Here is a 15011-nt window from a genome sequence, read left to right as displayed (position 1 = left end):
CGGTGCCCGGCCCGCGCCCCTCAGTGGCGGTAGAAGATCCGGTCCGCGTACTCCCGCATCACCCGGCCGTTCCACTCGTGCCCGCCGTCCACGTTGCCCGAGCGCAGCAGCGGCGGCTGCACCCCGCGCTCGGCCAGCGTGCCGGCCGCGGTCGCCACCACGGCCTGCATGATCGCGCTGGTGACGACCGTCGAGGCGGGGGCGAACGGCGCCTCGATGCCGGGCAGCGTCAGCTCCGCGTCGCCGACCGGGATCCGGCTGTCCAGCACGATGTCGCAGTGGTCCTTGAGGTATGTCCCCGAGGAGTGCCGGGACTTGGTGGCGCCCGCGTAGGCCACCGACGTCAGGCCGATGACCCTGATGCCCAGGGCCCGCGCGTTGATCGCCATCTCGACCGGCAGCGCGTTCCGCCCGGAGAGCGAGATGATCACCAGCACGTCGCCGCGCTCCAGTGGGCTGGTGTCCAGCACCGCCCCGGCCAGCCCGTCGACCCGCTCCAGCGCGCTGCCCAGCGTCGCCGGCCGGACGTCCACCCCGACGACCCCGGGGACGGAGAGCAGGTTCATGATCGCCAGGCCGCCGGCGCGGTACACGGTGTCCTGGGCCGGCAGCGAGGAGTGCCCGGCCCCGAAGGAGAAGACCCGGCCGCCCGCCGCCACGGTGTCCGCGATCAGCCGGCCGGCCGCGGTGATCCGGTCCCCCTCCGCGTCGCGGACCTGTCGCAGCAGGTCGATCGCGGCGTCGAAGTACCGCCCGGCCAGCCCCTCGCTCCGGTCGCTCTCAGCCATGGCCGCGGGCCCCTCTCGTCGCGTCTGGATGGGATCTGTGGCGGGACGGCGCCGGCTCGTCGGCGTCCTGTCGCCGCCTCGTGGATCAGTGGCCCGGATCACGTTGCGGTCTGGACCAGTGCGCTGTCAATACGCCGGGCAATGCACCCGTTGAACCCGTCGCGGAACGTCCGCAGCGCGGACGAGGACGCACCCTTGTCAGTGGGATGCGTCAGAATTGAGTCCAGGGCCACCGCACGACATATCGAGGGGCACGCATGTCCGGACTGATCGACACCACGGAGATGTATCTCCGCACCATCCTCGAACTGGAAGAGGAGGGTGTGGTCCCCATGCGGGCCCGCATCGCGGAGCGGCTGGAACAGAGCGGCCCGACGGTCAGCCAGACCGTGGCCCGCATGGAGCGAGACGGCCTGCTGACGGTGGCGGGCGACCGGCACCTGGAGCTGACGGAGGAGGGCCGCCGGCTGGCGACGCGGGTGATGCGCAAGCACCGCCTCGCCGAGTGCCTGCTGGTCGACGTCATCGGGCTGGAGTGGGAGCAGGTGCACGCCGAGGCGTGCCGCTGGGAGCACGTGATGAGCGAGGCGGTCGAGCGCCGCGTCGTGGAGCTGCTGCGCCACCCCACCGAGTCCCCGTACGGCAACCCCATCCCGGGTCTGGAGGAGCTGGGCGAGAAGGCCGAGGCCGACCCGTTCCTGGACGCCGGCATGGTGAGCCTGATGGATCTGGACGCGGGCTCGGACGGCAAGACGGCCGTGGTGCGCCGGATCGGCGAGCCCATCCAGGCCGACGCCCAGCTGATGTACACGCTGCGGCGGGCCGGGGTGCAGCCGGGCGCGGTGGTCAGCGTGACGGAGTCCCCGGGCGGGGTGCTGGTCGGCAGCAGCGGCGAGGCCGCCGAGCTGGACGCCGAAATCGCCAACCACGTCTTCGTCGCCAAGCGCTGAGCCCACGCCGCCGCCGCGCCGGGCCCGTCGGGGCCACGGGCTCTGGCGGCATGGGCCTCCGGCACATTCACGCTCTCCTCCCATAGCGCCCCATGAGCCCGCTGACCTGCGTCGATGCGCAGGGCGGCGGGCTCGTCAACTCCCGGTGCGATGAACGGTCTTGTGCGAATCCGTGCGGATCGGCCGCTCTCGTGTCACTCTGGCGCTGACGCATGGCCATGCGTCGTCACTCCCGCGTGATGCGCTGACGGCCGAGGGGGCTCGGATGCGTCCACTGAGTCCGGTCGAGGACGGTCAGGGCCCCGGCGCTGCGAGCTGCCGGGGCCCTGCCTCCCCATGTCCCCCCACCGCGACCCGGAGCCCCGAGCTCTCAGGGTCGTTCCCCACGGGCCCCCTTCCCGGTGGGGCCCGCCTCCCGGCAGATGTCTCCCCGTGGTGGGCGTGGCCAATCCCGCAGCATGGTCACTCGAAAGTGGGGTGTTGGGCGCGACAGCCGTCTGTTCGAATACGCATTCGATAATGTGGGGCGTACGGGGCTGACCAGGGGACGATTGGGGGTGCCAGGGCACATGGTGCGGCGTATCGATGTGACGGGATCCGGCGGCGTGCGGCTCGCGGCCTGGGAATTCACCGACCCGCCCAAGAGCGGCGGCGGGCTGGAGGGGGACGGGCGGCGGCCCGGTGTGCTGCTGCTCCACGGCCTGATGGGGCGGGCCTCCCACTGGGCGGACACCGCGCGCCGGTTGAGCGCGGTGCACCGCGCGGTCGCCCTCGACCAGCGCGGCCACGGCCGCAGCGACAAGCCCGTCGAGGGGCCCCTCGACCGCGCCGCCTACGTCGAGGACGCCATCGCCGCCATCGAGCAGCTGGAGCTGGCCCCGGCCGCCCTGGTCGGCCACGCCATGGGCGCCCTGACGGCCTGGCAGGTCGCGGCCCGGCGCCCGGATCTGGTCCGGGCCCTGGTGATCTGTGACATGCGCGCCTCGGCGCTGGGGGCGGCCTCGCAGCGGGAGTGGGCGGAGTGGTTCCGCTCCTGGCCGGTGCCGTTCGCCACGCTCGCGGACGTCCGCAAGTGGTTCGGCGAGGACGACCCGACGCTGGAGCGCCCCCGGCCGGCCCGCGGGGAGTTCTTCGCCGAGGTGATGGCCGAGCGCGCCGACGGCTGGCGCCCGGTCTTCTCCCGCCGTCAGATGCTCAGCGCCCGCGAGACCTGGGTGCACGACGCCCACTGGGAAGAGCTCGCCCAGGTCGCCTGCCCCACCCTCGTCATCCGGGGCCTCGATGCCGAGCTGGGCCGGGCCGAGGCCCAGGAGATGGTCCGGGTGCTGCCGCGCGGCGAGTACGCCGAGATCCCCGAGGCCGGCCATCTGCTGCCCTGGGAGCAGCCCGACGCCTGGTGCCGCGTCATCGAGCCGTTCCTCGGCGCGCTGACGCCCCAGCCCTGACCGCCCGGGACGGGTGCGGCAGGTCTCTCGGTCGCCGATGCCGCCGTACTCGCACGGACGGCCCAATCACCGTCCACCGCAAAGATATTGGCGTGAAGTCAAGTACTGGCGACGGAGGGGGCGGGCCGCCGTCAGCCGGCGCCGTCGAACTTCCAGATGAACGGCCGGGCGGCGCCCTCCTCGCCCCAGTGGACCTCCAAGGACGTGGAGTGCTCGGGAATCATGTACGTCTGGCAGATGATGTGGCTCTCGCCGACCTGCCAGTTGTCGATGTCGATCGGGTCCTCGCAGCCGGGAAGGCTCTCCGGGGCGCCGATGAGCAGCCCGCCGCGCTGCCCGTCCGCGTAGATCTCGGTGCCGTTGTCCACCTTCGGCAGACCCTTGACGATGCCGGGGCCCTTGTTGGTGAACTTCACATAGGCGGTCACGGCGACCAGGCCCTTGGCGTCCTCCGGGCTCTGGACCACTTTCCTCGCCTCGGCCTCGGTGCCGACGTGAACCTTCTGCGCGACGACCTCGTAGGTGGTTTTCCCGGACTCTTCCTTGTACTGCCCGGTGCCGCTCCGGCCGGGCCGCAGTACACCGCCGGACGGCTCGGGCGCCTCGGATGACTGGGGTGACTTCTCGTCGGCCGCTGCCACGGCGTCCGCGGAGTTCTTCCCGTCGTCCGCCCCGGAACCGGGAGTGGGAGCGGAGCTCGACGCGTCCTTGTTCCCACCGCAGGCGGTCAGTGCCAGTGCCAGTACGGCAACCGGTGCGGCGGCGCGCAGCCAGGCGCTCCTCGTGTGCAGCACAACGCTCTCCAGGTCCTTGCTTCCCCCGTTGCACAGCACCGTTGCCCAGTGCGCGCGAACGACTGTGAGAGCGGAGCATAGGAGTGCGATTTCCGCCGTGTCGAAACGTGGAATGCGGGTGCTCGTCGCTTTCCGTTCAGCCGACACGGGAGCGTCCCGGCTCTTTCGTCGCAATTCCTGCATAACGACTCGTGGATTCGGTACCGCCCGCGCCCAATTGAAGGCGAATTCGGGGGAATTGCAGTCCGGTGAAGCCCCCGACGGTAATCCCCGGACAAAAGTTGTGCCGGGTTTCGGGCAAGGTGTGGGTCGGGTGGCTGTCGCCGTGCCGACGGAGGCACCGCCGCACTACGGGAGGGGCTCTCCGCTCACTCCAAGGTGCGGGTGAAGTCCCCGCGTTGGACCCGCGCGGCGAGCGAGGCGCCCGACAACAGGGAGCCGTAACCGGTGGCCGCCCAGAGGCTCTTCTCCGCGGGCACCTCGAAGTACGGCACCGGACGGTCGTCCAGGCGGTCCGTGAGGACCTCGGGCGCGCTGCGGGTGCGCACGGCGCGGAGGCAGGCGTCGCAGGCGGCGACCCGGAGTTGCTCCCGGCGGCCCAGGGGCCGCCAGGGTATGCGGCGGGTCGCCGGGCCGTGGAGCGGGTGGAAGAAACACAGCGGCAGCGTGGCGGGGGCGGGGGAGAGCGCCGCCCGGCCCTCGGCGACCAGCGCGAACACGCCCGCCAGATCCGGGACGCCGCGAGCACGGTCCAGCACCGTGCCGGCCGCGGCATAGGCGTCCAGGGCGCGCTCGATGGCCGTCGGATCGCCGGTGGCGGCACGGGCCTCCTCGCCGAGCCGCACCACCTCCTCGCCGGCCCGCTCGCGCAGCCCGTCCTCGTCGGCCCGGTGGGCGGCGGCGAAGACGGACCGGGGCATCGCGAACGGCGTCCCGAAGTCGCGCAGCCGGGACCGGCGCCGCAGCAGCAGCCAGGCCGCGGCGAGCACCAGCACCGGCCCGACGGCCAGCGTCACGATCCGGACGACCGGGGAAGTCCCCTGCGCCGCGGGCTTCTTCGGTGAGGCGCCGCCCGAGGTGCCGAGGCCGGCGGTGCGCCGCTCGTATTCCGCGTTGCCGTTGCCGGCCTCGATGAGGTCGATCGCCCGGGATATCCGCTTGGTCAGCCCGGCGCCCTTCATGGCGTCGTCGAAGAACACCGACGCGGCGGCACGATCCGCCTGGTGGGCGTCGGCGGGCCATTCGCGGGCCTCGATGTCGTCGGGGTAGTGCCCGGGAGCGATGAGGATGGCCGGCCCGCCGCCCATCCGCTCGTGCACCACCTCGATCAGTTGCTCCGGCTTGCCGCCCCAGTTGTCGCCCTCGACCAGCGGGACCAGCACGACCCGGATCGGGAGTCGGCTCTGCCGGATCTTCTGTACCAGCGTGCGCTGGTCCTCCTGCCCGACCGCCGAGGAGAGGGACGGATCGACGTACACCGGCGAGGTGCGCAGCGCGTCGGCGATCTTCTGCCCCGGGCTCTCGGCGGCCGTGGCAGGCCCCGCGACGGCGCAGAGCAGCGCGACGGAGGCCGCCCCGACGGCAAGGACGGACCGCAGCGAACGACGGCGGCGAAGGTCAGTGGACACCGAAGGACTCCCGTACCTCGCGGGTGAGTTGATCTATACCGGCGCCCTTGGCGAGCGAGGCCAGCGGACCGGGATGCTCGGCATAGGGGCCGTAGCCCTGGCGCCCGGAACCTTCCGCACCGGACAGCCGCAACATCTCGCCGGGCGTCTTCAGGCAGGCCGCGCACACCGGGCCCCGGGGCGCCCGGCGACTGCCGGCGGGCGGCTTCGGCGCCGGCTCGACGGCCGTACCGTGCAGCGGATTGCGGTGGCAGATGTGCGCCGGTGCGGACGGCTCCCGGACCGCGGCCCGGCCGGCCCGGGCCAGCACGATCGCGCAGGCCAGGCTGGCCGGGGTGGCGTCGTCGTCGATGAGGCCGTCGCTGTCGCCGTCGACCAGCAGCGCGGCCGCGTCCAGGCACTCCCAGGCCCGGCGTCGGGCCTTCTCCGGGAGCCCGGTCGCCGTCTCCAACTCGCCGGTGAGCACCGCGACTTCTTCCCGTGCGGTGCGCCGCAGCCACGACGGCCGGGGCTGGACGGGCGCCGCCGCGGCGGCCAGGGACCGGGCGTGGCCCCGGACCAGCGAACGGGCGAGCGCCCAGACCGCCACCACCAGTCCGAAGAGCAGCAGCGTGGCCAGTCCGCCGATGAACAGCCCGGCCCGGAAGTCCCCGCTGAACAGGCCGGGAAGCCTCTGCTCCGCGGCCGGGTCCGGCGCCGGTCGCGGTGGGTACGGCTGGTCGGCGTGCGGGGACTTGGGGGCCTTGGAGAGGTAGGTGAGCAGCTTGTCCAGCTGGGAGCCGAGCGGGCCGGTGGTGGGATCCGCGTAGACGAGGTCGCGGGGGCGGCCGTAGAGATACGCGGAGTCCACCGGGGTGCCGTAGTTGACGATCTCGATGCCGCCACCCGTCGGTTCGGCGAAGACGAACAGGGCGTCACGGTGCAGCCGGTCGTGCAGGGCCTTCGCCAGGCGGTCCTCGTCGCCCTGCGACTCGTCGTCCGTCGAGGTGGGCACGACGGCGATCAGGACGGGGACGGGCAGGGTGCCGATCCGCCTGCGCAACTCGGCCCGCCGGCCGGCGTCCAGGGAGGACGGGCTCTCGGGGTCGACGTAGAGCGGGTTATGGCGGAGCCCCTCGGCGACCCGGTCGACGCGGGCCCGCATGTCGGCGGCCGTCGGCACCGAACCGTCCCCGGTGGTGGTGTCGTCGAACACCTGCGACGCGGTGAAGACCAGCAGGCCCGCGAGCGCCAGCGCGCCGAGCTCCAGCAGCGGCCACCGCCGGCCGCCGGGGGAACCCGCTTCGCCCTCCTCGCGCCGGAGCCGGCGCCTGCGCACCGCGTACTTCGCGATCAGCAGCGCGGTCAGCGGCACCCCGGTGACCGCGACGCCGGTCAGGAAGCTCTGGTCCTCCCGATCCGTCTGCGAGGTGTGCAGCGCGGGCGGCTCATGGGAGTTGTACGCGCCGCCGTATGCGGCGCGGGCCTTGTCGGCGCGCTGGTTGGCCTGGCCCGAGGTGAGCACGTCGACGAAGTGCCGGAACTCCTCGCGGGGCGTGGCGTCCGTGGGCATCTCGTAGCTGGTCGCGGTCTGCGCGTCCTGCGCGCCCGGCACGCTCACCCCGTAGGTCTGCACGTCCATCAGGCCCATCTCGGAGAGCGAGACATACAGCCCCTTGCGCCCGAGGCGGTCGTGGATCCCCGCGAGCAGTCCGGAATCCGGGCCGCCGGACGTGTGGAGCGGGAGCACGACGAGGTACGTCGGAACGTGCAGTCGCTTCGCCTCCGCGGCGAAGGCGGGGGCCGTCGACCGGGGCACGGCGCGCGGCAGTTGGTCGCTGATGTAGACCGGATCGCGCCGGAGCTGCTCGGCGAGATAGGCGGACTGGCTCTGGGCATCCGCGCTTGCGGCCGAGCCCGCGGGTGCGGCCGAGCTCGCGGGTGCGGCGTGCGCACCGCCGGTGGCGAGCAGCACCGTGCCGGCGGCGAAGAGCGCCGCCAACCACCTCGTCACCAGCACCACTCCGGTGCGCGACATCGCTTCCACCACCCCTCGTTCACGTCGTTGCATCGACGTTGATGTTGACGTCGGCGTTGACGCTACAGCGGTTGTGCGGGGGGCGGGGAAGGCTGTGGATAACGTCCCGGCAACGGCGCGAGTGGGGTGGCGGTGGGTGTGTGGTTGGGCGGGGGCGCTGTTGCTTGTGGTGGGTTTCGGGGGCCTGTGGGGCGGGCCTGCGGGGGTGGTTGTCGGACTGCTGCGCTTTACGTCCGACAACCACCCTCCGGCCCGCCCCACAGGCCCCTTCCGTGTGCCGTGCGGCTCCCGCCCGGTGGGGGAAGGATTTCAGGGCCGTCGTGGTGTCCCTGTAGCCAGAAGTGCGGGTGGAGGGTGAGCCCCCGACCTCTCTTCTCTTCTTTTCTTTCCCACAGGGGCGGGGGTCGGCGCGGGTGACGATGGCGGGGAGGGTGTGGGGCCTTCGGGGTGGGTGGTTCGGACGTAAAGCGCAGCAGTCCGAACCACCCACCCCGAAGGCCCCACACCCGGCACCCACCACGCACACACCAGCACCGGCGGCCCCCGCCCCAACAACCCCTACCGCCGTCGCGGCAGGAACACAGCCGGTAGGGCCGCCAGCGCCACAAACCCCACCGCCCAGACATACGTGTGCTGGAACGCGTCGGCCAGTTGCGGCGCGAGGTGCCGCACCGCGGTGCGCGGCAGGGCGTGGACGGCTTCCAGGCCCCCGGACAGTGCGCGGGGGAGTCGGTCGGTCATCGCCCCGGCCAGGAGGACGGACATCAGCGCGCCGCCCACCGAGGCCCCGAGCTGCGGAACGATCGTCATCGTGGTCGAGGCGGCCGGGATGCGGTCGGCGTCGATGCTCCGGGTCGCCGCGGCCATGGTCGGCATGATCGTCATGCCGACGCCGACGCCCATCAGGGCGAGCGCGGCCATCAGGACCGCGTACGGGGTGTCGGCGGCCACCTGGGTGGTGAAGGCGAGGAAGCCGATGGCGGCCAACACCACTCCCGTGGGCACGAGTTTGCCCGGTGCCACCTTGTCGCCGAGCCGGCCGGCGAACTGCATGGTGATGCCGGTGGCCAGCACCTGCGGAATGCCCAGCAGCCCGGCGCCGGTGGCGCTCTGGCCGCGGACGACCTGGTAGTAGAGCGGCAGCAGCATCATCGAGCCGAAGTAGCCGCAGGTGAACAGCGCCAGGGTCGCGACCGCCGTGCCGAACGGGCGGTGTCGCAGCAGGCGCAGGTCGAGCAGCGGCTCGGCCGCGGTCAGTGCGCGGACCACGAAGGCCGCGACGAGGGCGGCCCCGAGCAGGGTCGGCAGCAGTGCGCCGGGGGAGGCGAAGGCGTGGCGTTCGGCGCCGGTGCTCAGGCCGTAGAGGAGCAGCGCGAGACCGGGGGAGAGGGCCAGCAGGCCGGGCACGTCGAGCCGGCGGGTGGGCTGCGGGGTGTCCCGGGGGAAGAGGCGGGCGCCGAGCAGGAGGGCGAGCAGGCCGATCGGGACGTTGATCAGGAAGATCCAGCGCCAGGAGACCTGGTCGACCAGGTAGCCGCCCAGGACCGGGCCGATCAACGGGCCGACGAGGACGGGTATGCCGAGGATGCTCATGATCCGGCCGCGGTGCGCCGGGTCGGAGGCCCGGATCAGGATGGTCATGCCGACCGGGGAGACCGCGCCGCCGGCCAGTCCCTGGAGCACCCGGAAGGCGATCAGCGACTCGATGTTCCAGGCGAGCCCGGCCAGCGCGGACCCCAGGGCGAACGCCCCGATCGCCAGCAAGTACAGGCGCTTGGTGCCGAATCGGCCGATCGCCCAGGCGGTGAGCGGGATGACGGCGGCCAGCGCGAGCGTATAGCCGGTGACCACCCACTGGATGGCCGCCAGTGGCGCGTGGAAGTCGGCGGAGAGGCGGTTGAGCGCGACGTTGACGACCGTGGTGTCCAGGACGGTCATCAGCGAGCCCAGCACCACGACGGAGGCCAGCGCGGCGATGCGGGGCGTGCCGGGGCGGCGGGCGTGCCGGGCGGTCGGGCCCGGCGGTCCGCTCCGGTCGGATCCGCCGACGGCGGTGCCGGGCGCGGTGGTCGGTGCGGTGGCGGTGGCTGCCGGGGCGGTGTCGGTGGTCGTGGCGGTGGTGGTGTCGGTGCTGGGGGCGGGCGTCGGCGGCATGGTGGGCTCCCGGGCGGAGAAGCGAGTGGGGGTGCCGGCCCGTTCACCGGCCGGCACCCCACACCCTCGGACCTCAACCAAACTTGATGTCAAGCGGTCGAGTGCGGCCCCGAGGAGGCCGTCGGATCACCCCTTGCTGACCGCCGCCAGGATCTCCGGCAGCCGCGCCGCCACCCGGGGAGCCGCCAGGCGCAGCCCGAGCGTCGCGACCCCGAGTCCGTACACCGCACCGGCCGGCAGCAGCACCCACAACAGGCCCGAGAGGCCCGCCACATGGAGCCCGATGGTCAGGGCCAGCAGCGGGGAGGTCAGTGCCGCGGCGGTGAGGAAGCCGCCGAACAGGCTGATCCAGGAGATGCCGGCCTGGCCGGGTGCCACGTTCTTGTTGCCGTCCGACGGGATGGAATACGGGAACAGTGCCGATGCCATCGCCCCCGTGGCGACCAGCGCGCCCAGGAGGCCCAGCGAGAGCCCGTAGACCTCCAGGAAGGACGACCACGGGCCGATGAAGGCGGCGGCGCCGACGACGACCAGCGTGACGTACGGGACGGCCACCAGCATCAGGGTCAGCGCCCGGGCCCGCAGCTCCACGAAGGCGTCGCGCGGGGTGGCGATCGTCGAGGCCACCATCCAGAACGCCGAGGTGTCCTGCCCGAACTGGTTGTACATCTGCAGGCCGAGCAGCGCGGACGCCGAGAACGAGGTGTAGATGCTGCCGTTGCCCTGGGCGGCGTAGACGACCGGCAGCAGCAGGCCGAGGCCGAGCGCCATCGCCCAGGACATCTTCGACTTCGGGTCGCGCCAGGCGTAGCGCAGCATCCGCAGCATGACCGTGCCCGTGCGCCCGCCGGGCAGCAGCCGCGCGAGCCCGCGCTCGGCGCCGCCGGAGCGGCGCGCGCTGTCCTTCTCCACGGCCTGGAGGGTCGAGGAGTCCGGCGAGGTCATCAGGGCGGTCAGGGTCCGCTGCCACCACCACAGGAGCAGCGCCAGGGCCGCTACCGTCAGTGCCAGGCCGGCCGCCGCGCGCCCGTACGCGCCGTGCCCGGCGTCGTCCACGGCGCCGAGCGCGGAGGCCGGCGGCACCCAGCGCAGCACCTCGCCCAGCGGCTCCAGGACGGACAGGCCGTCCGGGCTGCCCAGTTGCCGCGCGGCGATGTTGACGCCCTGGGCGCCGAACGCGACGAACAGGCCGCCGAGCACGGCGAGGTCGCGGCCCCGGCGGCTGGTCAGCAGCCGCACCGAGGCGGTGGCGACGGCCCGTGCCAGGGCGACGCACACCAGCACCACCAGGGCGACGGCCAGGACGCCGACGACCGCGGCGGCCGGCCCGTCCGCGACCGCGATCACCGTGCCGGTCGCCACGACCAGGGTGGTGAGCGGGCCGAGGCCGACCAGCGACGTCACCAGCAGCGCACGGATCAACGGGCGGGGCCGCAGCGGCAGCATCACCAGCCGGGTCGGGTCCAGGGTCTCGTCGCCGGTGGGGAAGAACAGCGGCATCACCGCCCATCCCAGGGTGAGGATCCCGGTGAGGGTGACGGCGAGCGTCCCGGCGTGCGGATTGCCGCGCAGCGCCACCAGGCCGAGCACGATCGCGGCGGTGAAGAGCAGGCCGATCACGGCCGAGAGGACGTAGGCGGCGGTGCGGCCGGTCGACTGGCGCAGGCCGTTGCGCAGCAGCGTCAGCTTGAGCCGGACGAAGACCGGGACCAGTGCGGTGGGGGCGGTGGCTTCGGTGCTCATCGGGCGCCGCCGCCCAGCCAGTCGAGGTTCTGCCCGGCGCCGCGGCCGCGCGCGCCGACCAGTTCGAGGAACGCGTCCTGGAGCGAGGGTGCGGCGCCGCGCACCTCGGCCAGCGGACCCTGTGCGCGGATCTTGCCGGCGGCCATCACCGCGACCCAGTCGCAGAGCGACTCGACCAGCTCCATGACATGGCTGGAGAAGATCACCGTCGCCCCGGAGGAGGTGTAGCGCTCCAGGACACCGCGGATGGTCTGTGCCGACACCGGGTCGACGCCCTCGAAGGGCTCGTCCAGGAAGAGGATCTCCGGGTTGTGCAGCAGCGCGGCGGCCAGCCCGATCTTCTTGCGCATGCCCGTGGAGTAGTCCACGACGAGCTTGTGCTGGGAGCCGGACAGGTCGAGCACGTCCAGCAGCTGGCCGGCCCGCTTGTCCACCTCAGTGCCCGGGAGGCCGCGCAACCTGCCTATGTAGGCGAGGAGTTCGCGCCCGGAGAGGCGCTCGAAGAGGCGCAGTCCCTCGGGCAGCACGCCGATCTTGGACTTGACCGCCACCGGGTCGCGCCAGACGTCGTGGCCGCCGATCTCGACCAGCCCGGAGTCGGGCCGCAGCAGGCCCGTCACCATGGAGAGCGTGGTGGTCTTGCCCGCGCCGTTGGGGCCGACCAGACCGATGAAGTGGCCCGCGGGCAGGGTCAGATCGATGCCGTGGACGGCGGTCTGCTCGCCGAACCGCTTCCACAGGCCCTCGATGCGGACCGCGGGCGGGCCGGCCAGGGCACCGCCCGGGGCCGCGACCGACCCGTATTGCTCTTGCTTCTTCTCCGGCTCGTTGACCACGGCCTGCCCTTCGACGTCCCCGCAGGGGCCGGGACCTGGCCCCCGTCCAGGCATCCCACGATACGGGCAGGCGCTGACAAACCGGTTCGGGCCTGTGTCAGCGGGCGCGGAGCGCCGCCGCGTCGCGGGCGCAGGCGTACGCCAGCGGGCTGATCAGCTCTTCCGCGTCGGGCAGCCAGCGGTTGGTGGCGGTGGGGCGGCGCGCCCACTGCACCGCGCCGTGCGGCCCCACCCGGGTCGGCGGGGCGGCGATGTACTCGCCCTCGCCGCGGCAGATCAAGTCGAGGGCAGCCGGCGCCCAGCCGAGGTTCCGCACCAGGTCCGGGACCTTCGCGGAGGCACCGGGCAGGACGAGGAAGAGCATCCGGCGGTCGGGGGTGCGGGTCACCGGGCCGAGCGTGACGCCCAGCCGCTCCATACGGGCCAGCGCCAGGCAGCCCGCCGTCTCCGGCACGTCGAGCGCCTCGAACGTCCGGCCCGTGGGCAGCAGGATCGATGCCCGCGGGTGCTTGCTCCACATCCGGCGGACCGCGCTGGCGCTGCCGGTGGCCGTGCCGGCCCAGCCCGGCGCGGTCGGATGGGCGCCGGGCAAGGGGCAGTTGGCGGCGTCGCACGAGCAGCGCGGCCGGTCGCCCTCGTGCTCCAGCCATGCGCCGGGGAACACCTCCCAATGGCGCTCCTCCGCGTAACGCACCGCAGTTTCGATGAGTTGCTCGCCGCGCTGTTTGGGGATCTGCGGGGCTCCTGTGACTCCGATGGTCTCTTCCACGCAGATGACAACTGCACGTGTCACCAAGGGTTACGGCCGAATGGGTGACTGCCCCGGCGCATCGTTCCCGCACGTGGGGCGCATGGATGCACCAGTGGGGGCGCGTGTGCGGATGGGACCCGCGGAGCGGGTAGCCACCTGCGTGACGGGCGGAGAGGCCGCCCGGCGGACGGCCGGTGCAGCAGGGGAGAGCTGCATCGCCCGCCGTGACCGGTGCACGGGCACCGAGCGCCCCCTTCCTCGTGGACCAGTCCCTCGCGGCACGGACGTCGGGATGCCGCGCTTCGTACGACGACGCACGGGCATCGCGCACATCACAGGCATCCCGGGCATCGGCTGCGAAGTGCGTCGCCCGGTTCGTACTGCGCATATCCCGGATGTCTCGGATATCCGGGATATGTACGGGGAATTGATCGCGGGGACGGCGTTCGCCGGTGAACGCGCAGCAGCAGTACAGGGGGTACACACCATGGCCGCCAGGCCACTCGTCGCGCGCCAGCCCAATGAACGGCTGCAGGCGCTCATCCAAGAAGCCGCGTGCTCCAACGCGGGGCTGGCCCGCCGCGTCAACATGTGCGGCGCGGAACACGGCCTAGACCTGCGCTACGACAAGACATCCGTGGCCCGCTGGCTGCGCGGACAACAGCCGCGGGGCCGCGCCCCGGCCATCATCGCCGAGGCGCTGGGCCGCAAACTGGGCCGCACGGTCACCATCGACGAGATCGGGATGGCCGACGGGAAGAACCTCGCGTCCGGGGTGGGGCTGCAGTTCTCGCCGACCGTCCTCGGGGCCATCGAGCAGGTCTGTGAACTATGGCGCAGCGACGTCGGACGGCGGGACTTCCTCAGCGGGTCCACGGTCGCCGCCTCCGCGCTGGTCGAGCCCAGCCGGGACTGGCTGATCACCGGGGCGGACACCCAGGTGTCCCGCAACGCCGGTGCAAGGGTGGGTATTTCGGACGTCGCGGCCGTACGGGCCATGACGTCGGCGCTCAGTGAACTGGACCACCGCTTCGGCTCGGGGCACGTCCGGCCGGTCGTCGTGCACTACCTCAACAGCGTCGTCTCCGGGCTGCTGGCGGGGTCGTACCGGGAGGCGGTGGGGCGGGAACTCTTCGCCGCCGTCGCGCGGTTGACCGAACTGGGCGGCTACATGGCCGTCGACACCGGGCAGCCGGGCCTGGCGCAGCGCTACTACATCCAGGCGCTGCGGCTGGCGCAGGCGGCCGGCGACCGCGGCTACGGCGGCTATGTGCTGGCCGCCAGCATGAGCCACCTGGCCGCCTCGCTGGGGAACCCGCGGGAGATCGCCCAGCTGGCGCGGGCCGCCCAGGAGGGGGCGCGGGGGCAGGTCACGCCCAGGGCGGAGGCGATGTTCTTCGCCGCGGAGGCGCGCGGCCACGCCCTGATGGGCGACGCCCGGTCCTTCCAGTCGGTGGCGGGCCGGGCGGTCGCCGCGATGGAGCGCGCCCAGGCGGTGACCGAAACGGGCGACGACCCGGCCTGGATCGGCCATTTCGACCCGGCGTACCTGGCCGACGAACTGGCCCACTGCCACCGTGACTTGGGGCAGCCGATCCCGGCCGCACAGCGTGCGCAGGAGGCGCTCGACGGCCATCCGACGGGCCGGGCGCGACGCCGCGCCATCGGGCTGGCCCTGCTGGCCAGCGCCCAGGTGCAGCAGCGGGAGGTGGAGTTGGCCTGCCATACGGGCACCCAGGCGATCGAGCTGCTGGGCGGGCTGCGCACGGACCGCGGCGCGGAATACCTGGAGGAGTTCCGGCACCGTTTGGTGCCGTATCAGGACGAACCCGTCGTAAGGGAATTCACCGCCCGGATGGAACTCCGCGCCGCGGCGTGAGCAACGCCTCAAGAAGAGGCGGTGAG

Annotated in this window: 11 protein-coding genes; 3 read left to right on the top strand and 8 right to left on the bottom strand. The window is 72.9% G+C overall.

Annotation, left to right across the window (positions count from 1 at the left end):
• Window positions 1-20 precede the first annotated feature (20 nt).
• On the bottom strand, window positions 21-788 hold the full coding sequence (locus MOV08_RS17635; protein ID WP_039633667.1) for an SIS domain-containing protein: 768 nt from the start codon (window positions 786-788) through the stop codon (window positions 21-23).
• A gap of 257 nt (window positions 789-1045) precedes the next feature.
• On the opposite strand from MOV08_RS17635, the gene MOV08_RS17630 reads away from it, so the two are divergent.
• Both MOV08_RS17630 and MOV08_RS17625 read left to right on the top strand, forming a co-directional pair.
• Window positions 1046-1738 (top strand): iron-dependent transcriptional repressor DtxR, encoded by a 693-nt coding sequence (locus MOV08_RS17630; protein WP_039633666.1) that lies wholly within the window; start codon window positions 1046-1048, stop codon window positions 1736-1738.
• 569 nt (window positions 1739-2307) lie between these two features.
• Complete coding sequence (locus MOV08_RS17625) at window positions 2308-3183, top strand: alpha/beta fold hydrolase (protein WP_275308027.1); 876 nt, start codon at window positions 2308-2310, stop codon at window positions 3181-3183.
• 131 nt (window positions 3184-3314) lie between these two features.
• Here MOV08_RS17625 and MOV08_RS17620 read toward each other — a convergent pair whose 3' ends face one another.
• From MOV08_RS17620 to MOV08_RS17590, 7 genes are all read right to left on the bottom strand, one after another.
• On the bottom strand, window positions 3315-3977 hold the full coding sequence (locus tag MOV08_RS17620; protein WP_275308026.1) for a hypothetical protein: 663 nt from the start codon (window positions 3975-3977) through the stop codon (window positions 3315-3317).
• Window positions 3978-4345: 368 nt separating this feature from the next.
• Complete coding sequence (locus tag MOV08_RS17615; RefSeq protein ID WP_275308024.1) at window positions 4346-5605, bottom strand: hypothetical protein; 1260 nt, start codon at window positions 5603-5605, stop codon at window positions 4346-4348.
• Window positions 5595-7622: a hypothetical protein gene (locus MOV08_RS17610; RefSeq protein WP_275308022.1), complete on the bottom strand. Its 2028-nt coding sequence runs from the start codon at window positions 7620-7622 to the stop codon at window positions 5595-5597. Before MOV08_RS17610 ends, MOV08_RS17615 begins: the two co-directional genes overlap by 11 nt.
• A gap of 558 nt (window positions 7623-8180) precedes the next feature.
• A complete protein-coding gene (locus MOV08_RS17605; protein WP_275308021.1) occupies window positions 8181-9776 on the bottom strand; it encodes a DHA2 family efflux MFS transporter permease subunit in 1596 nt (531 codons plus the stop codon).
• Between the two features lie 126 nt (window positions 9777-9902).
• Window positions 9903-11519 (bottom strand): hypothetical protein, encoded by a 1617-nt coding sequence (locus MOV08_RS17600; protein WP_039633658.1) that lies wholly within the window; start codon window positions 11517-11519, stop codon window positions 9903-9905.
• The gene (locus MOV08_RS17595; RefSeq protein ID WP_275308020.1) at window positions 11516-12355 is read right to left on the bottom strand and encodes an ABC transporter ATP-binding protein; all 840 of its coding nucleotides are present in this window, start codon (window positions 12353-12355) and stop codon (window positions 11516-11518) included. The genes MOV08_RS17600 and MOV08_RS17595 overlap by 4 nt, the downstream gene beginning before the upstream one ends.
• 97 nt (window positions 12356-12452) lie before the next feature.
• Window positions 12453-13124, bottom strand: coding sequence for a bifunctional DNA primase/polymerase (locus MOV08_RS17590; RefSeq protein ID WP_052286773.1), 672 nt, complete (start codon window positions 13122-13124; stop codon window positions 12453-12455).
• 469 nt (window positions 13125-13593) lie between these two features.
• Here MOV08_RS17590 and MOV08_RS17585 point away from each other — a divergent pair, with 469 nt between their 5' ends.
• Window positions 13594-14985 (top strand): NsdA family TPR-like regulatory protein, encoded by a 1392-nt coding sequence (locus MOV08_RS17585; RefSeq protein ID WP_039633654.1) that lies wholly within the window; start codon window positions 13594-13596, stop codon window positions 14983-14985.
• Window positions 14986-15011 lie beyond the last annotated feature (26 nt).

The organism is Streptomyces yunnanensis (assembly GCF_029011865.1).
Lineage (GTDB): Bacteria > Actinomycetota > Actinomycetes > Streptomycetales > Streptomycetaceae > Streptomyces > Streptomyces yunnanensis.
The sequence above is the reverse complement of the archived record's forward strand: the minus strand, read 5'-3'. Positions and strand labels throughout refer to the sequence as shown.

What these genes read in the sequence shown, in the direction of transcription:
- MOV08_RS17600 (WP_039633658.1), bottom strand. Translation starts at nt 11,519, where the DNA reads ATGAGCACCGAAGCCACCGCCCCCACCGCACTGGTCCCGGTCTTCGTC.
- MOV08_RS17630 (WP_039633666.1), top strand. Translation starts at nt 1,046, where the DNA reads ATGTCCGGACTGATCGACACCACGGAGATGTATCTCCGCACCATCCTC.
- MOV08_RS17605 (WP_275308021.1), bottom strand. Translation starts at nt 9,776, where the DNA reads ATGCCGCCGACGCCCGCCCCCAGCACCGACACCACCACCGCCACGACC.
- MOV08_RS17635 (WP_039633667.1), bottom strand. Translation starts at nt 788, where the DNA reads ATGGCTGAGAGCGACCGGAGCGAGGGGCTGGCCGGGCGGTACTTCGAC.
- MOV08_RS17610 (WP_275308022.1), bottom strand. Translation starts at nt 7,622, where the DNA reads ATGTCGCGCACCGGAGTGGTGCTGGTGACGAGGTGGTTGGCGGCGCTC.
- MOV08_RS17625 (WP_275308027.1), top strand. Translation starts at nt 2,308, where the DNA reads ATGGTGCGGCGTATCGATGTGACGGGATCCGGCGGCGTGCGGCTCGCG.
- MOV08_RS17585 (WP_039633654.1), top strand. Translation starts at nt 13,594, where the DNA reads ATGGCCGCCAGGCCACTCGTCGCGCGCCAGCCCAATGAACGGCTGCAG.